General features: G+C 66.2%; 20 protein-coding genes, 1 pseudogene and 2 riboswitches. Of the genes and pseudogenes, 10 read left to right on the top strand and 11 right to left on the bottom strand.

Annotated elements, in window-relative coordinates; translation table 11 throughout:
- The first annotated feature begins 6 nt into the window (after nt 1-6).
- The 3 genes and pseudogenes from gntR to KSS93_RS26970 all read left to right on the top strand — a co-directional run bounded on the left by gntR (nt 7) and on the right by KSS93_RS26970 (nt 2,520).
- The gene (gene gntR / locus KSS93_RS17110) at nt 7-1,026 is read left to right on the top strand and encodes an HTH-type transcriptional regulator GntR (protein ID WP_217885170.1); all 1,020 of its coding nucleotides are present in this window, start codon (nt 7-9) and stop codon (nt 1,024-1,026) included.
- 174 nt (nt 1,027-1,200) lie between these two features.
- Nucleotides 1,201-1,983: pseudogene (locus KSS93_RS26975) on the top strand (PAS domain-containing protein); the annotation flags it as partial.
- A gap of 42 nt (nt 1,984-2,025) precedes the next feature.
- On the top strand, nt 2,026-2,520 hold the full coding sequence (locus tag KSS93_RS26970) for a methyl-accepting chemotaxis protein (protein ID WP_437182130.1): 495 nt from the start codon (nt 2,026-2,028) through the stop codon (nt 2,518-2,520).
- Here the strand turns inward: KSS93_RS26970 and KSS93_RS17100 are convergent.
- The 7 genes from KSS93_RS17100 to KSS93_RS17070 all read right to left on the bottom strand — a co-directional run bounded on the left by KSS93_RS17100 (nt 2,495) and on the right by KSS93_RS17070 (nt 8,984).
- Nucleotides 2,495-5,770, bottom strand: coding sequence for a transporter substrate-binding domain-containing protein (locus tag KSS93_RS17100; RefSeq protein ID WP_225917204.1), 3,276 nt, complete (start codon nt 5,768-5,770; stop codon nt 2,495-2,497). The two genes, KSS93_RS26970 and KSS93_RS17100, sit on opposite strands and share 26 nt — an antisense overlap.
- A gap of 4 nt (nt 5,771-5,774) precedes the next feature.
- Nucleotides 5,775-6,389, bottom strand: a complete 615-nt coding sequence (locus tag KSS93_RS17095) for a response regulator transcription factor (protein ID WP_217885168.1) — start codon at nt 6,387-6,389, stop codon at nt 5,775-5,777.
- Nucleotides 6,390-6,596: 207 nt separating this feature from the next.
- Nucleotides 6,597-6,839 carry a DUF1272 domain-containing protein gene (locus KSS93_RS17090; protein ID WP_217843421.1) on the bottom strand — a complete coding sequence of 81 codons (243 nt, stop codon included), beginning with the start codon at nt 6,837-6,839 and terminating at the stop codon, nt 6,597-6,599.
- A 64-nt stretch (nt 6,840-6,903) separates the two neighbouring features.
- Nucleotides 6,904-7,656, bottom strand: a complete 753-nt coding sequence (cobM, locus tag KSS93_RS17085) for a precorrin-4 C(11)-methyltransferase (protein ID WP_217885167.1) — start codon at nt 7,654-7,656, stop codon at nt 6,904-6,906.
- 27 nt (nt 7,657-7,683) lie between these two features.
- Nucleotides 7,684-8,082, bottom strand: a complete 399-nt coding sequence (locus KSS93_RS17080; protein ID WP_225917203.1) for a cobalamin biosynthesis protein — start codon at nt 8,080-8,082, stop codon at nt 7,684-7,686.
- Nucleotides 8,082-8,777: a CbtA family protein gene (locus KSS93_RS17075; protein ID WP_217885165.1), complete on the bottom strand. Its 696-nt coding sequence runs from the start codon at nt 8,775-8,777 to the stop codon at nt 8,082-8,084. Before KSS93_RS17075 ends, KSS93_RS17080 begins: the two co-directional genes overlap by 1 nt.
- 21 nt (nt 8,778-8,798) lie before the next feature.
- On the bottom strand, nt 8,799-8,984 hold the full coding sequence (locus KSS93_RS17070; protein ID WP_217885164.1) for a CbtB domain-containing protein: 186 nt from the start codon (nt 8,982-8,984) through the stop codon (nt 8,799-8,801).
- A gap of 98 nt (nt 8,985-9,082) precedes the next feature.
- Nucleotides 9,083-9,305, bottom strand: a riboswitch (cobalamin riboswitch).
- 60 nt (nt 9,306-9,365) lie between these two features.
- Nucleotides 9,366-9,559: riboswitch (cobalamin riboswitch) on the top strand.
- A 100-nt stretch (nt 9,560-9,659) separates the two neighbouring features.
- Here KSS93_RS17070 and cobW point away from each other — a divergent pair.
- From cobW to KSS93_RS17050, 4 genes are read left to right on the top strand one after another with little or no spacing between them, the layout of a single operon-like run.
- Entirely contained in the window at nt 9,660-10,727 is a 1,068-nt protein-coding gene (cobW, locus tag KSS93_RS17065) for a cobalamin biosynthesis protein CobW (RefSeq protein WP_217885163.1), read from the top strand.
- Nucleotides 10,728-10,730: 3 nt separating this feature from the next.
- On the top strand, nt 10,731-14,492 hold the full coding sequence (gene cobN / locus KSS93_RS17060) for a cobaltochelatase subunit CobN (protein WP_217885162.1): 3,762 nt from the start codon (nt 10,731-10,733) through the stop codon (nt 14,490-14,492).
- A 2-nt stretch (nt 14,493-14,494) separates the two neighbouring features.
- Nucleotides 14,495-15,502, top strand: a complete 1,008-nt coding sequence (locus tag KSS93_RS17055) for a magnesium chelatase ATPase subunit I (protein ID WP_217885161.1) — start codon at nt 14,495-14,497, stop codon at nt 15,500-15,502.
- 26 nt (nt 15,503-15,528) lie between these two features.
- Nucleotides 15,529-16,170 carry a vWA domain-containing protein gene (locus tag KSS93_RS17050; protein WP_437182129.1) on the top strand — a complete coding sequence of 214 codons (642 nt, stop codon included), beginning with the start codon at nt 15,529-15,531 and terminating at the stop codon, nt 16,168-16,170.
- A 107-nt stretch (nt 16,171-16,277) separates the two neighbouring features.
- Here KSS93_RS17050 and KSS93_RS17045 read toward each other — a convergent pair whose 3' ends face one another.
- On the bottom strand, nt 16,278-16,544 hold the full coding sequence (locus KSS93_RS17045) for a hypothetical protein (protein WP_194791433.1): 267 nt from the start codon (nt 16,542-16,544) through the stop codon (nt 16,278-16,280).
- A gap of 333 nt (nt 16,545-16,877) precedes the next feature.
- On the opposite strand from KSS93_RS17045, the gene KSS93_RS17040 reads away from it, so the two are divergent.
- On the top strand, nt 16,878-18,203 hold the full coding sequence (locus tag KSS93_RS17040; protein ID WP_217885159.1) for a sigma-54 dependent transcriptional regulator: 1,326 nt from the start codon (nt 16,878-16,880) through the stop codon (nt 18,201-18,203).
- A 101-nt stretch (nt 18,204-18,304) separates the two neighbouring features.
- On the opposite strand, the gene KSS93_RS17035 is transcribed toward KSS93_RS17040, so the two are convergent.
- The 3 genes from KSS93_RS17035 to KSS93_RS17025 are packed head-to-tail and all read right to left on the bottom strand — an operon-like array spanning nt 18,305 to nt 20,951.
- Complete coding sequence (locus KSS93_RS17035) at nt 18,305-18,892, bottom strand: TetR/AcrR family transcriptional regulator (RefSeq protein WP_217885158.1); 588 nt, start codon at nt 18,890-18,892, stop codon at nt 18,305-18,307.
- A 13-nt stretch (nt 18,893-18,905) separates the two neighbouring features.
- On the bottom strand, nt 18,906-19,754 hold the full coding sequence (locus tag KSS93_RS17030) for a 3-hydroxybutyryl-CoA dehydrogenase (RefSeq protein ID WP_217885157.1): 849 nt from the start codon (nt 19,752-19,754) through the stop codon (nt 18,906-18,908).
- A gap of 12 nt (nt 19,755-19,766) precedes the next feature.
- Nucleotides 19,767-20,951: an acetyl-CoA C-acyltransferase family protein gene (locus KSS93_RS17025; protein ID WP_217885156.1), complete on the bottom strand. Its 1,185-nt coding sequence runs from the start codon at nt 20,949-20,951 to the stop codon at nt 19,767-19,769.
- Between the two features lie 168 nt (nt 20,952-21,119).
- On the opposite strand from KSS93_RS17025, the gene KSS93_RS17020 reads away from it, so the two are divergent.
- Together KSS93_RS17020 and KSS93_RS17015 are read left to right on the top strand one after the other, a co-directional pair.
- Nucleotides 21,120-22,121, top strand: a complete 1,002-nt coding sequence (locus tag KSS93_RS17020) for an AraC family transcriptional regulator (protein WP_217885155.1) — start codon at nt 21,120-21,122, stop codon at nt 22,119-22,121.
- A gap of 214 nt (nt 22,122-22,335) precedes the next feature.
- Nucleotides 22,336-22,983 carry a hypothetical protein gene (locus tag KSS93_RS17015; RefSeq protein WP_217885154.1) on the top strand — a complete coding sequence of 216 codons (648 nt, stop codon included), beginning with the start codon at nt 22,336-22,338 and terminating at the stop codon, nt 22,981-22,983.
- Nucleotides 22,984-23,035: the final 52 nt, after the last annotated feature.

Genomic DNA, 23,035 nt, shown 5'->3' with positions numbered 1-23,035 from the left:
ACATCCATGTCTCGCATCGGCTCACGCACCACCGGTCGTCCCACCCTGGCCGAAGTCGCCAGGCTTTCCGGGGTTTCCCCCATCACCGCCTCCCGCGCTCTGCGCGGGGTCAGCACGGTCGCGCCGGAGCTGGCAGAAAAGGTCATGGCCGCCGCCGCCAGCCTTGGCTACGTTGCCAACCCGGCAGCGCGGGCCCTGGCTTCTGCGCGCAGCCAGTCGGTGGTGGTGCTGATCCCGTCGCTGTCCAACCAGCTGTTCATCGACACCCTCGAGGCCATTCACGAGGTGATGCGGCCGCGCGGCATGGAAGTGCTGATCGGCAACTATCACTACGATATTGCCGAAGAAGAAAACCTGATTCGCAACTACCTGGCCTATCAGCCCTGCGGCATGCTGCTCACCGGCTTCGAGCGCAGCGATGCTTCGCGCCAGTTGCTGGCGGCCAGCCGGGTGCCCTGCGTGCACATGATGGAGCTGGGCGGCCAGGCAGGGGAATTGTCGGTGGGGTTTTCCCAGCATGAGGCCGGGCGCGCTGCGGCGCGTCACCTGATCGAGCGCGGTCGGCGGCGGTTGGGCTTTATTGCCGCGCAGCTCGACCCGCGGGTGATGCAGCGCGCCGAAGGCTTCCGCCAGGCGCTGGCCGAGGCCGGGCTGCGGGCGCCGGAGCTGGAAATGCTCGACCCGCAACCCTCGTCCATCGGCTTGGGTGGCGAGCTGTTCAGCCGCTTGCTGGCCAGCGCGCCGGATGTCGACGGCCTGTTCTTCTGCAACGACGATCTGGCCCAGGGCGCGGTGCTGCAGGCTTTGCGTCAAGGCATAGAGGTGCCGCGGCAGGTGGCGATGGTTGGCTTCAACGACCTGCCGGCCTCGGCGCACATGGTGCCGCCGCTGACCTCGATCCGCACCCCGCGGGCGGCGGTTGGCCGAGGCGCGGCGCAGGCGCTGCTCGGCTTGCTCGACGGCAAGCGGGTAGGGGCCGAGCGCCAGGACCTGGGCTTCGAGCTGGTGGTGCGGGAAAGCTCATAACCCACGCGGGGCATGTGCTTACCTGCAGGAGCCGGCAAGCCGGCTCCTGCAGTGCGCAGCGCCGGATTACCGGCCATCGGCGGCTTAATCCATAGGTGATAGCAGTTCGCTTGCACGCCCCCAGCGCCCATCTATGCTCTTGAGCATCCGGTGGGCATAAAGGAGGCCCGGGTCATGTTGGAGTTCCATCGCAAGTCCGATTTGGTCGAGATTCAGCGTTGCCGGCAAGCGTTGGACGGGATGCAAGCCAAACTCGCGGCGATCAGCCGTTCGATGGCGATGATCGAATTTGCCCCCGACGGCACCATCCTCGAAGCCAACGAGCACTTCTGCAAGACCATGGGCTACAGCGCCGACGAGATCCGCGGCAAGCACCACCGTATTTTTTGCGACCCCACCTACGCCAAAGGCGCCGAGTACCAGCAGTTGTGGCGCGAGCTGGGCGAGGGCAAGGCCATCAGCGGTACCTTCGAGCGCCTGGACAAGGCCGGCCGTGAGGTGTGGCTGGAAGCCAGCTACATGCCGGTGCTCGATGAGCGCCAGCAGGTGACCAGCGTGATCAAGGTGGCCTCGGACATTACCCGCCATGTGATCGAGGAGCACGAAAGCGAAAGCCTGCTCAAGGCCATTGGCCGCTCCATGGCGGTGGTGGAGTTCACCCCGGCCGGGCGGGTGATCAAGGCCAACCAGAACTTCCTCGACACCATGGGATACCGGCACGAAGAAGTGGTGGGGCGCCACCACGGTTTGTTCTGCCTGCCCCATGAGCGCGAATCGGCGCAATACCGTGATTTCTGGGCCTCGCTCAACCGTGGCGAGTACCACTCGCACCGCTTCGAGCGGGTCGACAAGCAGGGCCGCACCGTCTATCTGGAGGCGTCGTACAACCCGATCTTCGACAGCAAGGGCCGCCTGTACAAGGTGGTCAAATTCGCCAGCGACATCACCCGCCAGGTCAGCACCCAGCAAACCGCCGCCGATGCCGCGCATGCAAGCTCCGTGCAGACCGATGCCTGCGCACGCAAGGGCAGCGAGGTGGTGCAGCAGACCGTCGAAGTGATCGAGCAGATTTCCGTAGAACTGAACGAGGCCGCGCGCACCATCGATGCGGTGAGCAAGCAGTCCGACGTGATCGGGCAAATCGTGCTGACCATTCGCGGCATCGCCGACCAGACCAACCTGCTGGCGCTCAACGCGGCGATCGAAGCGGCGCGGGCAGGCGAGCACGGGCGTGGCTTTGCGGTGGTGGCTGATGAGGTGCGCAACCTGGCAGCGCGCACCAGCAAGGCCACCGTGGAAATCGTCGATGTGGTGCGGCAGAACCACGACCTGTCGCTGACCGCCGTGGCCAGCATGCAATCGAGCCTGACCCGCACCGGCATCGGTGTGGAACTGGCTAACGAGGCAGGTACGGTGATCATGGAAATCCAGCAGGGCTCGCGGCACGTGGTGGACGCGATCAGCCAGATCAGCTCGACCCTGCAATTGCACTGACCCCCTGGCGCAGTTCGTGCTCCAGGCTTTGCAGGCTTTCCAGCAGGGGGGCCAGCAATGGCCCGGTCGGCAGGCCGTCGGCGATGGCCTGCTCGAGCGCCTCGCAATCGCCCACCACCGTGCTCACCTTGAGCATTTTCGCCCCGCCTTTGATGCGGTGCACGGCCATGGCCAGGGCGTCGGGCGCTGCTGGGTCGCCTAGGTTGCGCAGTGACTGCAGGTCTTCTGCAGTGCTTTGGGCCAGTTGGCGCAGCAGGGTCAGGGTCAGTTGGCGGTCGTCCTGCGTCAGGTGGCGCAGCTTGGCCAGCTCGAAGCCACTGGCCCTGTGTGAAGTTGACTGCGGTTGCCCGGTAAAGGGCAGTGGTTTGGCTGTGGCCAAGCTGGCCTGCAAGGCGCGCAGGCCCAGGGGCTTGAACAGGCATTCGTCCATGCCGCTGGCCAGGCAGCGCTGGCGCTCTTCGGCCTGGGCATTGGCGGTGACGCCGATGATCCGGCAGCGTGGCCGTTTCAGGGAGTGCTCCAGGGCACGGACTTGGCGGGTGAGGGCGTGGCCATCCATTACCGGCATGTTGCAGTCGGTCAGCAGCACATCGAAGTGGCCGGCCTGCCACAGGCCCAGCGCCGCTTCGCCGTGTTCGGCCAACGCCACCTGGTGGCCGAGCGAGCCCAGTTGCTTGTGCAGCAGCAACAGGTTGGCGGGGTAGTCGTCGACCACCAGAATGCGCAGCGCCGTGGTGCCCTGAGCGCTTTCATCCGCAGCGCCTGGCATGTCGGCGGCGGGCTCGGCCTGTTTCAAGGTGAGATGCACATCGACCTGGGTGCCAAGGCCCTCCAGGCTTTGCAGACTTAGCTCGCCGCCCATCAGTGTGCACAGGTGGCGGCTGATCAACAGGCCCAGGCCGGCGCCTTGGCGGCCAGCGTGTTCGCCGGCCTGGGCAAAGGCCTCGAACAGCCGGGCCTGGTCGGCGCTGCTGATACCCACGCCGCTGTCACTGACCTGCAATTGCACGGCAAGCATGCCTTGCGCAGCAGGCGTGCCGCGCAAGGTTACCTGCACCTGGCCGCGCTGGGTGAACTTGATCGCGTTGCTCACAAGGTTGGCCAGCACCTGCTTGAGCCGCAGCGGGTCGGCCTCGACCCAGCACGCAACTTCGGGCACCGAGGCTTGCAGGGCAATGCCTTTGGCCCGGGCATTGCCCTCGAACATGCGCAGCACTGCTTGCACCAGGGCGCGCAACTCGACAGGCACAGCTTGCAGGGTCATGCGCCCGGATTCGATGCGCGAGATGTCCAGCACATCGCCAATCAGATCGAGCAGTCCGACCGCAGAATCGTGGGCGGTCTCCAGGGCCTGGGGGTCGTTGCGGCCCTGCCGGCTGTCCTGCAGAGCCAGCTCCAGCAAGCCTATGACAGCGTTCATCGGGGTGCGTATCTCGTGGCTCATCACCGCCAGGAAGGCGCTCTTGGCGTGGCTTGCCTGCTCGGCATCGACCTTGGCCTGGCGCAATTGCTCAAGCAATGCGCGGCTTAAGCCCAGTTGCGCTTGCAGGGCGCGCTGGGCCTCGGTGCGCTGGTGAATCAGCTTGCGCAGGTAGAGGTTCCAGAACAACACCCCGGCCAGTACCGCACCTGCCAGCAGCAATGCCTGGATCGCCAGGCTGCGGTAATTGCGCCAGGGGCTGTCGCTGGCCACGGCGCTGCTGCGCCAGCGGTCGACCAGTTGGTCCAACTCGTCAGGAGGCAGGCTTAACAGCGCCTTGTCGAGGATTGCCTGCAACTGCGGCAGCGCCGGGTTGACGGCAAAACTTGCCGCTATCGGCTCGTCGCCAAGTTGCACGGCAACCCTGACCTTGCCGTTGCCCAGCTGGTTGATGAAGTGGTTGGCATTGATCAGCGGGCTGAGGGCAGCATCGGCCTTGCCATTGATCACTGCTTGCAGCAGCTCGAGCGGATTCTTAGCTTCCACTACCCGCTGGCCAGGCAGCTCCGGGCGAAGCGGTGAGCCTTGCAGCACGGCGATTCGCATGTCGCGCAGCGGCTGCCCGGTGTCCAGCAGTGGTGCATCGGCACGAGTGACCAATACCCGGGGACTGACCATGAAGGAGTGGGTATAGCGCAGGCGACTGGCGTCACGGGGGTCGTAGCCGATGGCGCCAAGCATGTCGACCTTGCCCTGCGTTACAGCGTCGAGCATTTCGTCGAACGAGTCTGCCATCACGAATTCGAAATGCAGGCCGGTACGGCGGCTGATCTGCTCCAGCACATCGATGGCGATGCCACGGGGTTGTTGCAGGGCATCGCTGAAGGTCAGGGGGGCGAGGCTGGTGTTGATCATCACCCGTACGCTGGGGTGTCGAGCGATCCAGTTGCGCTCCTCGGCGCTCAGCGTATCCAGGCGTCGATCCAGCAGGGTTGCGGTGCTACCGCGTGTCCAGCGGTTCAGAATGTTCAGGCGCTCGCTGTCGCCGATGCGTTGCAGCGCCTGGTTGACCAGTTGCAGCAAGCGCTGCTGGTCACGGTCCACGGCGAAGGAGAAGGTGCTGGGCGGTGCCTTGACCAGGTGATCGATGGCGACTAACCCCTGGTAGCCCCTGCCGATTACATAGTCGGTGCTGATGGCATCGCCCAGATACGCATCGGCCTGCCCCAGGGCGACGGCGGCGACGCCTGCCAGGGTAGAGCGCTGCAGCACCAGCCGGGCATTGGGGTAGAGCTGGCGCACGGCTTCGCTTGGCCAGTAGTGATCGACCATGGCCAGGCGCATGCCGGTCAGGTCGTCAGCGTTGCGCAGGGGGTGGCCGTGACGGGCGACGATCACCGGCAGGTCGTCGGCATAGGGCTGGCTCAATGCCAGCCCTGCATCGGCGGCTTCGAAGGCATTGGAGCTGCCCAACAGGTCTATTTCCCCCCTGTGCAGGGCGGCAATGGCCTGGGCGCGGTCAGGGTAGCGGATGACCTGTACCGGAACGCCCAGCTGTTCGCCGATCAGGCCGGCATAGTCGGCGCTCAGGCCCTCGTAGTCGGCCTGGCTGGTATTGATGTCGAAGGGGGGGTAATCGGGGTGCGAGGTCCCCAGGCGTAGGCCGTTATGCAGCGCCAGCCACTCGCGGTCGGCAAGCGCCAGACGCAGCGGTGGCACGGCGCTTTGCGAGCGGGCCAGCAGATGCCTGGGTTCGCCGGCCGCTTGCGCCAAGCCGGGGGCGAGCGCGAATGCGGCCAGCAGCAGGCACACCAAGGTGCCTTTGCCCATGGTCTCAGACCACGTTGTTGCGTTTGGCCAGGTCGACCATTTCCACCAACGATTCGGCTTTGAGCTTTTCAAGGATCCGGCCGCGGTAGGTGCTGATGGTTTTGGCGCTGAGGTTCATCTGCTCGCCGATCAGCTTGTTGCTCTGCCCGGCGCACAGGCGCCGCAATACCTCCATTTCACGGTTGGAAAGCAGGCCGAGGCGTTCGTGCTCGCTTTCCAGGGTGTTGCTGTTCACTGCCATCTGCGGGAAGGTCGAATACCCCTTCACCAGCGCCTTCAGGGCGAAAACCAGTGCGTCGAGGTCCTCGTCCTTGTTCACGAAGGCACAAATGCCGGCGTCCATGCAGCGGCGCACATAAAGGTCGGCGGGCTGGCCGGTCAGGGCCATGATCTTGGGGGGCGGGTCCAGCAGCTTGAGGCGTTTGATCACCTCCATGCCGTCCAGGTCGGGCAGTCCGATGTCGAGGATGACCACGTCGGCCCTGGTCTTGGCAGCCAAGGTGGCGGCCTCCTTGCCCTTGCCGGTTTCACCGACGACGGTGAAGCGCTCGTTCTCGAGCAGCATGCGCACGGCAAGGCGAACGATGTGGTGGTCATCGACCAGCAGCACGGATGTCATGCAATCACTCCTGTTGAATTGAGCCCGCGTCCTTTGATCCAACAGGCTCAGGTCTGGGGCTGCGAAGCCGGGGCAGCGCACATTACGGAGATTCAGGAGCCTTGGTAATAGGGGAGTATAGGTGTGTTGAAAAGACAACGCGCATTTGTTGAAAAGGACTACAAAAGGGCCTTGGACAGCCCTCTTGCTCATGGCTGGTGTTTAGCGTCAGGCGCAGGCGGGGTGGGCCTTGTGCACTCGCTGGGTTGAAGCGGGGTTGTTGTGCAAGGCCCGGCCAACCCGGGTTGGCCGAGGGCTCAGCTGGCCGCCGCAATTCGGGCAACCACTGCTGAAATGCTGCGCGGCGCAGGCGCTGCAGAAGGTGCATTCGAACGAGCAGATCAGAGCATCCGGGCTGTCACCGGGCAGGTCGCGGTCACAGCATTCGCAGTTGGGGCGTAGCTCGAGCATGGCGTGGCTTCCGTGGTTGGCAAAGCCTGAGTGTGCTACGGCGCCCTGCTACCCGGCAATCGGCTCAGCGCCCGGGGCGGTAAAGGTGGGCGTGGCCGGCGCGGTACAGCGCCGAATCGGCGAACGGCGCATCGCCCAGCACATGGCCGACCAGGATCAGCGCCGTGCGCCTGAAGCCCTTGCTGGCAACCTGTTCGACGATGTCCGCCAGGGTGCCACGGGCCCAGTCCTGGTCAGGCCAGGTGGCCCGGTGCACCACGGCCACCGGGCAGTCGGCGCCGTAATGCGGTAGCAGTTCGTCGACGATGCGTGCCAGGTTGCGGATGCCCAGGTGGATGGCCAGGGTGCAACCATGCCGGGCCAGGTCGGCCAGTTGTTCGCCGGCAGGCATCGGCGAGCTGTCGCCGTAGCGGGTCAGAATCACCGTTTGTGCCACCTCCGGCAGGGTCAGTTCGCAGCCGAGCAGGGCGGCACTGGCAGCGGTGGCGGTGACGCCTGGGATGATCTGGTAGTCGATGCCCAGCTCGCGCAGGTGGCGGATCTGCTCGCCGATGGCGCCGTACAGGCTCGGGTCGCCGCTGTGTATGCGGGCCACGTCCTGGCCGTTGGCGTGGGCCTGGCGCATGGCATCGATGATCTGCTCCAGGTGCAGCTCGGCACTGTTGATGACGGTGTTGGCGCGGTGCCCTTCGAGCACCGCAGGCGGCACCAGGGAGCCTGCGTAGATGATCACCGGGCACTGGTGGATCAGGCGTTGGCCCTTGACCGTGATCAGCTCGGGGTCGCCGGGGCCGGCGCCGATGAAGTAGACCGTCATGAAAAATCCTTGCAGAAAAAAGGCGGATTATCCGCCGTACGCCAGCGCCAGGGTAGCGCCGCCCAGTATTTGCCGGGGCACGCGCAGGCGGGGCGTTGCGCAACGGGTACCGGCCAGCGCCAGGGCAGTGCTTTCGGCGACGCCCCAGCAGCCGGTCTGGGCGAAGGCTGCGGCCGAGCGTTGGCTGAGCAGTGGCTCGAAGCCAAGCAGGTGCTCGGCATCGAAACAGATGAGGGGCAGCCCCAGGCGCTCGGCCAGTGCCAGCAACCCGGGCTCGCGGGCTTTGCGCCGGATGCTGGCGAGCCCATGCAGGGCGTTCAGCGACAGGCCGTGTTCGGCCAGGGTCTGGCGCAGCAGCACCGCCAGGGTTTCCACTGGGCAACCCCGGCGGCAGCCAAAGCCTGCGAACAGCGCAGGGGTAGACATCAGGCGGCGCTGGAGCGGCGGAACAGCCATGCGCTGAGCAGGCCCAGGGCCAGCCAGAATGCAGCGTTGGTCAGCCAGGAGGCGATCTTGAACTGGGTTTCAAGGGCTTCGGGGGCCAGGCTTTCGTGTACCGGTGGTTGCGGCGCGCCAATCACATGCGGGATCACCAGCAGCGCCACGCCCAGCACCTTGAACAACCAGTGCCGTGCGAATACCAGCAGCGCAAGGCCGGCAGCCGTGGCGGCAGCGGTGCCGATCCACCAGCTTTGGCGCAGGCCTAGGTCGGCTGCGGCGGTGCCCGGCAACTCCGGTGGCAGGCCCAGGGTCGGTGCCAGGCAGAACACCGCAAAACCCGCCAGCCCCCACCAGGCGCCGGTGCGCACCCGGCCCGGCTCACGCAGGCTGTACAGCGCCGCGAGAATCAGGGCAAAACCCACCGCCACCACCAGGTTGCCACCGGTGGTGGACAGCACGCGCTGCCAGCCATCTTCCGGTGACCAGGCCTCGCCGCCGTGTTCGTGCTCATGGGCTGCGCCGGCCCCGCCGTGCTCGTGGTGTTCGGCGGCAGGTGCTGCGCTCTCGTAGGTTTCGGCCTGCAGAATCAGCGGGGCCACCCAGAAACTTTGCAGCAAGGTCAGCAACAGGGCTGCGAGCAGCCCGCTGAAGCCCGCGGTGCGGGCAATGCGCGTAATCATGCAGGGATTCTCGGTAACCGGTCAGTGGCAGGGGAAGGCAGCGCTGTGGCGGGTGTCGTGGGCCGCGTTGTGCACGGCCTCGATGTGCGAGAAGCCGGCAAAGTACACCAGGCACAGGCCCAACAGGCTGGCGCTGACGGCGATGACCATGCGCTGGCTGAGGGAGGTAGGGGTGGCGATGCTGTGTTTGGCGGTGCTGATTGGCATGACGCGTTCCTCTGCTGCTTTTGTTGTGGCAACGGGCAAGCGCGGCGACCCCGGGCATGAGCGCCCAGGGGATACGACAGCGCCCGCCCACCGCGGGGTGTTGATATGGCGTCCAGGCCGGTCTCCGGGCTGGCGAGGTGGAGCGGGGCTCCAGGTTATGCGTTTCCTTCCCATGCCGGACTGCTGGCACAGTGGTTCAGACGCATCACTCGCTTACCGTTGCGGGGGCAGCACCGGCTTTGCCAGGCCTTGTAAAAGGCACTTGGCGCACCGGTTTCCCGTTTCACCCCCAATGGGGGCACCTTGACGCAGTGCGCTAGCAAATCACGGGGCAGGGCGGGCGTCAATCGCCGCGGCGGTTGACCGGATTGCAGGCACTGCGTAGCCTTGCCGCTTCGAGGTTCTCCGGCTGCTGCCGGAGCTAAGACGGGAACGCGGTCCAAGCCGCGGCTGCCCCCGCAACTGTAGGCACTAGAGGTTGGCACAGCCACTGCGCACGCGCGGGAAGGCGCCAACCCGCCGGCAACCGCCGGCACGGTGCAAGCCAGGAGACCTGCCTCGCAACGTTTTCGACTTTAAACCGGGCGGGGTGATCCGGTGGCGAACGCGCCCGGCCGGCAACGCCCGTGGCTGTCGCGCCGCATGCCCGCGCCACTGCAGCCAAGGGCACCTCCCATGAAAACACTGGCCAAGCTCCCCGTCACCATCGTCACCGGCTTTCTCGGCTCGGGTAAAACCACGCTGCTGCGCCATATGCTCGACAACGCCCAGGGCCGCCGCATCGCGGTGATCGTCAACGAATTCGGCGAGCTGGGCATCGACGGCGAAATCCTCAAGCAGTGCAGCATCGGCTGTAGCGAAGAAGAGGCCAACGGCCGCGTGTACGAGCTGGCCAACGGCTGCCTGTGCTGCACCGTGCAGGAGGAGTTCTTCCCGGTGATGCGCGAACTGGTGGCGCGCCGCGGCGACCTCGACCACATCCTCATCGAAACCAGCGGCCTGGCCCTGCCCAAACCCTTGGTGCAAGCCTTCCAGTGGCCGGAAATCCGCAATGCGTGCACGGTCGATGCGGTGATTACCGTGGTCGACAGCCCGGCCGTGGCCGCCGGCACCTTCGCCGCCTACCCCGACCAGGTCGACGCCCAGCGCAAGCTCGACCCCAACCTGGACCACGAATCGCCGCTGCACGAACTGTTCGCCGACCAGCTGGCCAGCGCCGACCTGGTGGTACTTAACAAGGCCGACCTGATCGACGCCGAAGGCCTGGCCAAGGTGCGCGCCGAGGTGGCCGAAGAGCTGCCGCCGGCGGTCAAGGTGATCGAAGCCAGCAGTGGCCGCCTGCCGCTGGAAGTGCTGCTGGGCGTGGGCGCCGAGTCCGAGGCGCATATCGATGGCCGCCGCACCCACCATGATTCGCACCACGACGGTGACGAGCATGACGACCACGACCATGACGCCTTCGACTCGATCTCCATCGACCTGCCCGAAGCTGACGAGAACCTGTTGCTCGATGCTCTGACGCAACTGGTGACCGAGTTCGGCATCCTGCGCGCCAAAGGCTTCGCCGCGATCCCCGGCAAGCCGATGCGCCTGCTGATCCAGGGCGTGGGCACGCGCTTCGACAAGCACTTCGACCGCGCCTGGCGCAGCGACGAGGCGCGCATCACCCGCCTGGTGCTGATCGGCCAGGACCTCGACGCCGTACAGTTGGAAGCGCGCCTGCGCCAGGCCCTGGGCGCCTGACCGATGCACCTGCTGCGGACCCAGCCCGGCGGCTTCGTGCCGGACGACAGCATCGCCGACCTCGGCCAGACACCCGCCGATCTGGTGATCCTCTGCAGCGGCGATTCCCACCTGGCACTACTTGCCGAAACCGCCGAGCAGTTGCCAGACGACTTCCCCAGCCTGCGCCTGGCCAACCCCATGCAGGTGCAGAACCACGCCTCGGTCGACCTGTATGTCGATGAAGTGCTGCGCCATGCCAAGGTGATCCTGGTTTCGCTGCACGGCGGCGTGGGCTATTGGCGCTACGGTGTCGAGCAACTGGTAGAGCTGGCCAACCGCGGTGTGCAGCTGATTCTGGTGCCGGGCGACGACCGCCCGGACCCGGAGCTCACCGGCCTGGGCACGGTGGTTGGCGAGCAGGCCGAACGGCTCTGGCACTACCTGCGCCAGGGCGGCAAGACCAACGCCTTCAACCTGTTCAACTGCCTGGCCACCCAGTGGCTGGGCCGTGACTACGCCTGGGACGAGCCGCAGCCGTTGCCGCGCACCGCGGTGTACCACCCGGCCCAGCCCAGCGCCACGCTGCAGAGCTGGTACGGCGAGTGGAACCCGCAATGGCCGGTAGCGCCGCTGCTGTTCTACCGCTCGCATCTGCAGGCGGCCAACACTGCTTTTATCGACGTGTTCTGCCAGCGCTTGCAGGCCTGTGGCCTGAACCCGCTGCCGATTGCCGTGGCCAGCCTCAAGGAGCGCGCCTGCCTCGAGCAGGTCGAGGCGTGGCTCGATGAAGTGCAGGCCGAGGTGATCATCAATACCACAGGCTTTGCCCTGTCCAGCCCCGAGCAGCCCAACCTGCGCCCGCTGCGCCGCGACGTGCCGGTGCTGCAGGCCATCTGCGCCCAGGACAACCAGCCCGCCTGGCAACAAAGCGAGCAGGGGCTGGGCGCGCGCGACCTGGCCATGCACATCGTCTTGCCCGAGCTGGACGGGCGCATCATCACCCGCCCGGTAAGTTTCAAGGACCTGGCCTGGCGCAGCGAGCGCAGCCAGTCCGATGTGGTCTGCTACCGGGCGCACCCCGAGCGCATGGACTTCGTTGCCGAACTGGCCCGGCGCTGGGTCGAGCTGGCAAGGCTCGGCAACGCCGAAAAACGCATCGCCCTGGTGCTGGCCAATTACCCGACCCGCGACGGGCGCATCGGCAACGGTGTCGGCCTGGACACCCCAGGTGCTGCGCTGAACATCCTCCAGGCCCTGCAACAGCAGGGCTACCCGGTGGCCGGGCTACCCGACAGCGGCACCGCGCTGATTCACCAGTTGCTGGGCGGGGTGACCAACGACCTCGACCACCTCGACCAGCGCCCCTGCGCGCAAAGCCTGAGCCTGGCCGACTACCACGCAGCCTTCGCCGCGCTGCCCGAGGCCAACCAGCGCGCCGTGCTGGAACGCTGGGGCGCGCCCGAGCAGGACCCGATGTACCGCAGCGGGCGAATGATGGTCGCCGGCCTGCGCTACGGCCTGACGTTCGTTGGCATCCAGCCGGCGCGCGGCTACCAGGTGGACCACAGCGCGGTGTACCACGACCCCGACCTCGTGCCGCCCCATGGCTACCTGGCGTTCCACTTCTGGCTGCGCAACGGCTTTGCCGCTGACGCGGTGGTACATGTGGGCAAGCACGGCAACCTGGAATGGCTGCCGGGCAAGGGTGTGGGGCTGTCCAGTGAATGCTGGCCGGACGCGCTGCTCGGCCCATTGCCCAACGTCTACCCGTTCATCGTCAACGACCCGGGCGAGGGCGCCCAGGCCAAGCGCCGTACCCAGGCGGTGATCATCGACCACCTGATGCCGCCGCTGACCCGCGCCGAGTCCTACGGCCCGCTGCGCCACCTGGAGCAACTGGCCGACGAATACTACGAAGCACAACTGCTGGACCCGCGCCGGGCGCGGGAGCTACAGCGCGATATCCTCGAGCTGGTCAAGGCCAACCATATCGACCGCGAGTTGCAGCTTGAGGGCCAGCTCGACGATGCGGCAGTCTGGTTGCCGCGCCTGGACACCTACCTGTGCGACCTCAAGGAATCGCAGATTCGCGACGGCCTGCACATCTTCGGCCAGTCGCCCGCCGGGCGCCTGCGCCGTGACACCCTGCTGGCCTTGCTGCGGGTGGAGCGTGGTGACGGCAAGGGCGCCAATGCCAGCCTGATCCGCGCTTTGGCCAAAGCCATGGCGCTGGCCTTCGACCCGCTGGACTGCGACCTCGGCGCGCCTTGGCAGGGCCCACGCCCGGCGCTGCTGCTGGCGGTGGACACGGCGTTGTGGCGCACCACCGGCGATACCCGCGAGCGCCTCGAACAGTTGGCCCTGATACAGATCGAGCAAGCCCTGGGCGGCACCCTGGCGTTACCCGATGAGGCCGGCTGGCAGCCGGTGCAGGCGGTGTTGCAGGCGCTGGTCGAGCAGATCGCTCCGCAGCTGGACGCTTGTGGCGGCGCCGAAATCGACGGCCTGCTGGCGGCTCTGGCCGGGCGTTTCGTCCCCGCCGGCCCCAGCGGCGCACCCAGCCGTGGCCGCCTGGACGTGCTGCCCACCGGGCGCAACTTCTACACCGTCGATGTGCGCAACCTGCCGACCACCACCGCCTGGCGGCTGGGTTTCGCCTCGGCCAACCTGGTGCTCGAACGCCACCTGCAGGACCACGGCGACCACCTGCGCCAACTCGGCCTGTCGGTGTGGGGCACAGCCACCATGCGCACCGGCGGTGACGACATCGCCCAGGCCATGGCGCTGATGGGCGTGCGCCCGGTATGGGCCACCGGCAGTCAGCGGGTCGATGACTTCGAAATTTTGCCGCTGAGCCTGCTGGACCGACCACGGGTGGATGTAACCCTGCGGGTATCGGGCTTCTTCCGCGATGCCTTCGGTAACCTGATCCGCCTGTTCGATGCAGCGGTGCAGGCGGTGGCGGCGCTGGAAGAGCCCGACGACCTCAACCCGCTGGCCGCCCGTGTACGCGCTGAACGCGAGGCGCTGGTGGGCGAGGGCATGGACGTTGAAACGGCTGCCCGCCAGGCCGGCTGGCGGGTGTTCGGGGCCAAGCCCGGGGCCTATGGCGCCGGGGTGCAGAACGCCATCGACGGCCGCCTGTGGCACAGCCGCGACGACCTGGCCGAGGTGTACCTCAACCACGGTGGCTACGCCTACGGCGCCAGCGACGAAGGCACCCCGGCCCGCGCCAGCTTTGCCAGGCGCCTGGGCCAGGTGCAGGCGGTGCTGCACAACCAGGACAACCACGAGCACGACCTGCTCGATTCCAACGACTACTACCAGTTCCAGGGCGGCATGCTGGCCGCCGCCGAAACCCTGGCCGGCAGCACGCGCGCCAGCTATCACGGTGACCACAGCCAGGCCGACCGGCCGCGCATCCGCACCTTGAAAGAAGAGCTGAACCGGGTGATTCGCGCCCGTGCGCTGAACCCGAAATGGATCGACGGTGCCAAGCGCCACGGCTATAAAGGCGCGTTCGAACTTGCGGCGACGGTGGACAACCTGTTCGCCTTCGACGCCACCACGCACCTGATCGACGACCATCATTACCAGGGGCTGGCCGACGCCTATGTGCTCGACCCGGCCACCCGCGATTTTTTGCGTGAACACAACCCAGAAGCCCTGCGTGACCTCACCGAACGCCTGCTGGAAGCCCAGCAGCGCGGCCTGTGGCAAGAACCTGGGGCTTACCGCGAAAGCCTCGAGCAGCAGTTGCTCGACGGCGAGGAAGACTGCTGAACATGAGCGAACCTGTGCAATTTCCCCTGGCCGCCGTGGTGGGTGCCGAGGCGCTCAAGCTGGCCCTGTGCCTGACCGCCATCGACCCGAAGATTGGCGGCGTGCTGATCGAAGGCCCGCGCGGCATGGCCAAGAGCACCTTGGCCCGGGGCCTGGCCGACCTGCTGGGTGGCGGGCCCTTCGTCACTTTGCCGCTGGGCGCCAGCGAAGAGCGCCTGGTCGGCACCCTCGACCTGGATGCCGCGCTGGGCCAGGGCCAGGCGCGCTTCGCGCCGGGCGTGCTGGCGCATGCCGATGGCGGCGTATTGTACGTGGACGAAGTCAACCTGCTGCCCGACGCACTGGTCGACCTGCTGCTGGATGTGGCAGCCAGCGGCATCAACCGGGTCGAGCGCGACGGTATCTCGCACCAGCATGCGGCGCGCTTCGTGCTGATTGGCACCATGAACCCCGAAGAGGGCGAACTGCGCCCGCAGTTGCTCGACCGCTTCGGCCTCAACGTTGCCCTCGACGGTTTGCCGGCGCCCCAGGCCCGGCAGCAGATCATCCGCCGACGCCTGGCGTTCGACAGTGACCCGCAGGCGTTCTGCGCCGAGTGGGCCGGGGCGCAGGCACAGTTGCGCGAGCGCTGCCATGGGGCGCGGCAACGCTTGGCGTCGATCCCCCTGGACGAACAGGCCCTGGCCTGGATCACTGAGCGCTGCTACGCCGCCGGCGTGGACGGCCTGCGTGCCGACCTTGTATGGCTGCGCGCTGCCCGCGCCCACGCGGCCTGGCGCGGCAGCCCGGTAATCGAGGAAGAGGATGTGGAGGCCGTGGCCGAATTCGCCCTGCGCCATCGGCGCAGCGCGCAAGCGCCGCAGCCACAGGCCGCACCGCCCGCCGGGGGCGAGCAGGGGCAGCAACGAGAGCAACAAGACCAAGGGCAGGGCAGTTGGGGCGCCATAGCGCCGCAGCCCGTCGCTACCGGCGCACGGCGCGAGGTGCCGAACTGGGCAAAAAAGCCCTGAGCATCCACCCGCAGCAGGCCCAGGCGGTGGATGCCAGGCCCGGCAAAGGCCAGGCGCAGGGCGCTTCTCGCGGTCGCCCGCACAGTGCCGGCCAGGGCCGCGTCGCCTGGCTGGCGACCCTGCTCAAAGGCCGCCCGCGCCAGCGCCGCGACCTGTGCTGGCAGCAGCGCAAGGCCCAGGCACCGGAGCTGTGGCTGGTGATCGTCGATGCCTCGGCTTCAACCCGCCGTCACCAGGCATTGGCCCAGGCCAAGGGCCTGCTGGCCGGGCTGTTCGACCAGGCCTATCGGCAGCGCGCACGCCTGGCGCTGCTCACTGCCAGTGGCGACAAACCGCGCTGGCAGCGCCACGGGCTGAAAGCGTCGGCGACGTTGCAGCCATGGCTGCAAGGGTTGGGGGCCGGGGGCGGTACGCCGCTGTTCGCAGCGCTCGATGAAGCCCGGCAGTGGCTGCTGGCGCGTGGCAAGCAGTTACCTCACGAAGTGCAGCGCTGCCTGGTGCTGACCGACGGTCGCCTGACCCAATGGCGCGCAACTCAGCCGTTGCCGTGCAACACACTGGTGGTCGATATGGAACTGGCGGCGGTGCGTCTGGGGCGGGCAAGGCAACTTGCCGAACAACTTCAGGCCGAATACCGGCATATCAGCCAGTTCAGCCAAACACATTGAAATGTAGCGCTGCGACATAATGTCGCGAGAGGCGGGAAGTTACGGCACAGTCACCTGCAAAGTTGCATCAGGTGCGCGCCGGGCACGCACCAGTACTTGCAAACGACTTACTTCGGCATCGACCAGGGCTGCAGGTCGTAGCCTTTCTGGCACAGTTCTGCGCGCACTTCTTCGATCAGGCTGGCCCATTGCGCAGGGTCCGAGTAAACCCGCGAGGAAACTTGCTTGGCGCCAATGCGGGTGCTGGTCCGGTCGATCACTGCCAGGGTCAGTTCACCGGTGCCGTTAGGGGCATCCCAGGCGACGCACTGGAAAGGTTCGAAGGCGTGGTCGGCAATCAGCAGTGCTTCGTTGACACGCAGCGGGGCATTCATGGTTCGGTCTCTCTATGGTCCCAAACAGCGAAAAGGAGTTTCCGCGTTGTTGTTCCGGCTAAGCGTACAGCGCGGGGTTATTTGTACTGATGCTCCAGATCAGGGGTGAAGTCACAAGGGTTTTGAAATTTTTTAAATGAATGCGATTTCATGTTGCCGGTGCTGGGGCGTGTGACGCTGTTTATCCGGGAAAATTCCCGTATGACGGCAAGGTGACAAAGGCGGGCTGACCAACGGTAGCAGGGTGCGTCAAGTTAGTTGCTACTGTTAGTTCTGGCGTCGCAACTTGCTGTTTATACGAAAAAAACTGAAAACCGGCGCCAAGGAAAGGTCATGCTTGAACCTTCATCCCATCGCCGTCTGTTGATCGTTGACCCGTGCGAGGAATGCCACCGGTTATTGCCCGGGCTGCGCAATGTCGGCTGGGATGTGCGCAGTTGCACGCTGGATACAGCGTTGGAGCACCCTTGCGATGTAGGCCTGTTACGGCTGCAGGCCTCGCACCTGCGCCACCCAGACGCGGTCAAGGACCTGATCCAGCGCAGCAAGACCGAGTGGATTGCCGTGCTAAGCGCCGAAGAACTGCGCATGCAGAACGTCGGCGACTTTGTCTGTGAGTGGTTTTTCGACTTCCATACCTTGCCGTTCGACGTGTCGCGGGTGCAGGTGACCCTTGGGCGCGCCTTCGGCATGGCGCGGCTGCGCGGCAAGGGCGCAGTGCGGGTTGATGAACACGAGCATGAACTGCTCGGCGAAAGCCGGCCTATTCGTGAATTGCGCAAGCTGCTGGGCAAGCTGGCGCCCACCGAGTCGCCGGTGCTGGTACGCGGCGAGAGCGGCACCGGCAAGGAACTGGTTGCGCGTACCTTGCACCGGCTGTCGCAGCGCCACGACCAGCCCTTTATCGCCATCAACTGCGGCGCCATTCCCGAGCATCTGATCCAGTCCGAGCTGTTCGGCCACGAGAAGGGTGCGTTTACCGGTGCCCACCAGCGCAAGGTCGGGCGTATCGAGGCAGCCAACGGCGGTACTTTGTTCCTCGACGAAATCGGCGACCTGCCACTGGAGTTGCAGGCCAACCTGTTGCGCTTTTTGCAGGAGAAACATATCGAACGGGTCGGCGGTAACCAGCCGATCCCGGTGGATGTGCGGGTGCTGGCGGCGACCCATGTCGACCTGGAAAAGGCCATTGGCCTGGGGCGCTTTCGAGAGGATTTGTATTACCGGCTCAACGTGCTGCAAGTGGTGACCGCGCCGCTGCGCGACCGGCATGGCGACCTGTCGTTGCTGGCGGGGCACTTTGCGCGCTTTTACAGCCTTGAAACCGGCCGGCGCCCACGCTCGTTCAGCGACGGCGCCTTGGCGGCCATGGGCCGCCACGACTGGCCGGGCAATGTGCGTGAGTTGGCCAACCGGGTGCGGCGTGGCCTGGTGCTGGCCGAAGGGCGACAGATCGAAGCCCCCGACCTTGGCCTGCAGGACCTGCAGGAGCAGGACCAGCCGCTGGGTACGCTGGAAGACTACAAACTGCGCGCCGAGCGCCAGGCCCTGTGCGATGTGCTCGACCGGCACAGCGACAACATGAGCATCGCCGCCAAGGTGCTGGGCATCTCGCGGCCGACCTTTTACCGCCTGCTGCACAAGCACCAGATTCGCTGAAGAATTGAGCTTGTTGCGCTATCTCTTTGGACGTTATGCGATCCCTGTAGGAGATTCCCCAGCCCGAAAGGGCTGGGTGATCTCCGACAGAGGGCGCGTGCTTACCCCAGCGCCCGCTCAACGCCCCCAAGCACCAAACTCTCCATCAACGCCAGGCCATCCCCCTCACTCAGCGCCCGCGCCCGCAGCAAACCCGGCAACTGGTTGAGCAAGGTGGCCAGCACCTGCCCGGTGGCGGCCAGCGCTTCTCCGCCAAGCCGGGCCTGCGGCGCGATCAGGCGTAGCAGGCCGCTTTCGTAACGCTCGCGCAACTGCCCGAGGTGTTGCTGCTGCGCCTGGCTCAGGCAGCAGAAGTCGCGCTCGGCCAGGCGAAACTGCAACGGCCGTTCACCATGCAACTGCCAGTGCGCGGCAATCAGGCAGGCCAGCACCGGCTTGCCCCGGGCCTGTGCCCGGCGCCCTTGGTCAAGGATTGCCTGCAACTCCTCGTACAGCTCCTCGATCAGGTCGTAGAGCAAATCCTGCTTGCTGGGGAAGTGGTGATACAGCGAGCCTGCGGTCAGGCCCACATGCGCCGCCAGTTCGCGCATGCTGACCTGGCCGAAGCCCTTTTCGGCGAACAGCGCCATGGCCCTGTCGCGACGCTCCTCGAAACTGGCGCAGCGCAGGGCTGCTTGCACCGCAGGCATGGCAAGCGCCCCTTTAGTAGGTGAAGAAGCCGCGCCCGCTCTTGCGCCCCAGGTAGCCGGCGGCAACCATTTCCTTGAGCAGCGGGGCGGGGCGGTATTTGCTGTCGTTGAAGCCCTCTTGGAAGGCATTCATGATCGCCAACAGGGTATCCAGGCCAATCAGGTCGGCCAGGGCCAGCGGGCCGATCGGCTGGTTGCAGCCCAGGCGCATGCCGGTGTCGATATCCTCGGCACTGGCCAGGCCCTCCTGGCGCACGAAAATCGCCTCGTTGATCATCGGCACCAGGATGCGGTTGACCACGAAGCCCGGGCGGTTGCCGGCGGTGATCGGGGTCTTGCCGAGCTTTTCGGTCACCAGCAGCGCCTGGGCATAGGTGGCGTCGCTGGTCTGCAGGCCGCGGATGATCTCCACCAGCGCCATCATTGGCACCGGGTTGAAGAAGTGCACGCCAATGAAGCGTTCGGGGTGGGCGATGCTGGCGGCCAGTTCGGTGACCGACAATGACGAGGTGTTGGTGGCGATCAGGCATTGTTCGCCGACATTGGCCGCAACCTCCTGCAGGATGCGTTCCTTTAGCTGCAGGTTTTCGGTGGCAGCCTCGATCACCAGCTGCGCCGCCGCCAGCTGGCTGTAGTCGGTGCTGGTGCGGATGCGCGCCTTGGCGGCGTCGGCCTTGGCATCTTCAATGGTGCCCTTGCTGACCTGGCGCTCGAGGTTCTTGCCCAAAGTGGCCACGCCGCGCTCCAGCGCAGCCTCGGACACATCCACCAACAGCACCTGGTAACCGGCCAGCGCGCACACCTGCGCGATACCGTTGCCCATGGTGCCGGCACCGATCACGGCAATTTGTTCGATAGTCACGTTGCTGGCTCCTTACACGCGTTCGAAGACGACGGCGATACCCTGCCCGCCGCCGATGCACATGGTGGCCAGGGCATAGCGGCCCTGTACCCGCTGCAGTTCATGGATCGCCTTGGTGGCGATGATCGCCCCGGTGGCGCCAACCGGGTGGCCGAGGGAGATGCCCGAGCCGTTGGGGTTGACCTTTTGCGGGTCGAAGCCCAGGGCGCGGGACACGGCGCAGGCCTGGGCGGCAAAGGCCTCGTTGGACTCGATCACGTCCAGGTCGGCAACTTTCAGGCCAGCCTTTTCCAGCACTTTCTGGGTGGCCGGGATCGGCCCCAGGCCCATCAGCGCCGGCTCGACACCGGCGTGGGCGTAAGCCACCAGGCGTGCCAGGGGTTTGAGGCCCAGGCGTTGCACAGCTTCACCGGTGGCCAGTACCAGGCCGGCGGCGCCGTCGTTGATGCTGCTGGCATTGCCCGCGGTCACGCTGCCGTCCTTCTTGAACACAGGTTTCATGCCGGCCAGCTGTTCGGCGGTCACTTCGCTGCGCACGTTTTCGTCCACCGCAAACTGCACGGTGCCTTTGCGGGTCTTGATCTCGATCGGCACGATCTGAGCGTCGAAGCGCCCTTCGGCGATGGCGCGGGCGGCGCGGCGCTGGCTGGTCAGGGCCACTTCATCCTGCATTTCGCGGCTGATGGCATGGGCGGCGGCGACGTTTTCGGCAGTGATACCCATGTGGAAGTGCTCGAACGGGTCTTGCAGGATGCCGACCATGTAGTCGATACCCTGCAGGTCACCCATGCGCGCACCCCAGCGGGCCTGGGGCAGCAGGTACGGGCCGCGGCTCATGGCCTCTGCGCCGGCCGCCAGGGCGATGTCGCTGTCGCCCAGCAGCAGGCCCTGGGCGGCCGAAACGATGGCCTGCAGGCCCGAGCCGCACAGGCGGTTGACGTTGAACGCCGGGGTTTCCTTGGGGATGCCGGCGTTCATCGCCGCAACCCGGCCCAGGTAGGCATCGCGCGGTTCGGTGGGGATCACGTTGCCCATCACCAGGTGGCCGATCTGCCCGGCCTCGACGCCTGCGCGCTCGATGGCCGCGCGGGTAACCTGGGTGGCGAGGTCGGCCAGGGGCAGGTCCTTGAGCGAACCGCCAAAGCTGCCGATGGCCGAACGTACTGCACTGACGACGTAAATTTGCGTGCTGCTCATGCTAGGGCTCCGTTTGAAGGCATGGCGGGGCGGGGCACGGCTCTGCCAGAATGGCCGCCGCCAGAGGGTGCAAGGAGTCTAGGCAAAGGCCTGCAGGTGGCCTATGCCGGATTTGCTCAGCTTGCCTGGCACTTTTTGCCACTCAGCCTAGACCATCGGATTTTTGCCATGCGCGATAGCGACACCGTCGCGGTGTACTTCCTCAATGCCATGCTCCACGCCCTGCGCGACCAACCCCAGGCGCGCGACGCCCACTTGCGCGCGGTGGGTATCGACCCGGCGCTGTTGGCCAGGCCGCAGGCCCGGGTGCCGGCCAAGGCGTTCGCCCAGCTGTGGCTGGTGCTGATCCACGAGCTGGGCGATGAGTTCTTCCAGCTGGACCGCCACGGCATGCCGCTGGGCAGCTTTGCCCTGATCTGCCGGGGGCTGATCCAGGAACCCAACCTGGAAAAGGCCTTGCGCCAGTGCCTGGGCAACTTTGCGTTGTTTCTGCGTGATGTGCGCGGCAGCCTCACGGTGCGCGGGGGCCGCGCGGTGATCAGCGTGCAGTCGGCCATCGATGACCCGTTGGCCCGGGTGTATGCCGAAGAAACCTACCTGGTGCTGGTGATCGGCCTGCTGTGCTGGCTGGCCGGCCGGCGCATCGCCATCGACCGCACCGAGTTCGCCCTGGCGCGGCCGGCCCAGGAGGACGATGCGCTGCTGTGGGGGCCGGACCTGCGCCTGGGCAGCGGGCGCACCGAGGTGGAGTTCGACAGCGCCTGGTTGCGCCTGCCGGTGGTGCAGGACCTGGCGGCGTTGAAGAGCTTCCTGCGCAGCGCGCCGCAGGGAGTGGTGGTGCGCTTTCGCAACCATGCTGGGTTGGTGGCTGCGGTGTATCGACACTTGCGTGGCCTGGATTACGGGCAATGGCCGACCCTCGATGCCATGGCCGGGCAGCACCGGCTCAGTGCCAGCAGCCTGCGCCGGCGGCTGGAGCGCGAAGGGCGCTCTTACCAGCAGATCAAGGACGAGGTGCGCCGGGCCATGGCCTTCGAGTTGTTGCGCGAGGGGCGCTTGAGCATCGCCGAGGTCGCCGCACGGACGGGGTTTCAGGAGCCCAGTGCGTTTCACCGGGCGTTCAAGAAGTGGACGGGGCAGAGCCCGGGGAGTTATCGGGGGAGGGGGTAGGGTGTGTTCGCCATACACCTTGCAGCGTGCCGGGGGCACCGTCCGGCCGAACTTTTGAATTTTTGATGTTCTGTTGGTTGGTTTTGAATGCGAACGCATCTCCCAAAGCAACAACCGTAATCCCCGAACCCGAACGAATTTGACCACCCCTAAACTGGCTAATTACCATTACCCACCCCCGCCGACGCCTCATCATGCCCCACCAGGAGCCCCAATGAACAAGGTTTCGCCATCCCTGGGCACCCTGCTGCTCGCCACCCTGACCGGCTGCTCGGGCTTCCAGACCCAACCCTACGTAGAACCACCGGCCTCTGCCACAAGCGCCAAGGTAAGGGTCATCAGCAACTCCGACGTGTTCGGCGACCCCATGACTGGCCAGTGCGCGCCCAAAGTGCGCCACGAAATGGTATCTGCGGGCCGCTTCTCATCGGGCAAGCCACTGCAAAACTACCCGCAGTACCCCGTATCGCCCCCCAAGCTCGGCATGCCCGAACGAACCTCCGCCCCCTTGCTCAGCCTCACGCCGACCATCCGCATGGCCGAAGGGCGCTATGAAGAGGTGGTCGCCGAATACCGGGTACCCGCCAACGTACCCTTCCAGTTCGCCACCTTCGGCGCCGGTGCAGGAACCTCGCTGGGGCGCGGGGTCTATTGTGCCGCGGATGCGCGGGTCTACACCCTTGAGGCAGGGCGTGATTACGAGGTCACCATTGGTATGGGGACTATCGGGCAGGGGGATAACGCGCGGCCGGTGTGCCGTTTCGATGTGCGCAAGCTGGTGGCGTTCGGCGAGGGGCAGGGCAGGTTGACGGTGCCGTTTCCGCTGGTTGGGGTTGTGGCGCCGGAGCGGGTGTGCGACTGACCGGCACTATGGCCGGCAAGCCTGACCCTGCAGGGCTTGCGCACACCCTGTA

It is taken from the genome of Pseudomonas xanthosomatis, assembly GCF_019139835.1.
Taxonomy (GTDB): Bacteria; Pseudomonadota; Gammaproteobacteria; order Pseudomonadales; family Pseudomonadaceae; genus Aquipseudomonas; species Aquipseudomonas fakonensis.
The sequence above is the reverse complement of the archived record's forward strand: the minus strand, read 5'-3'. Positions and strand labels throughout refer to the sequence as shown.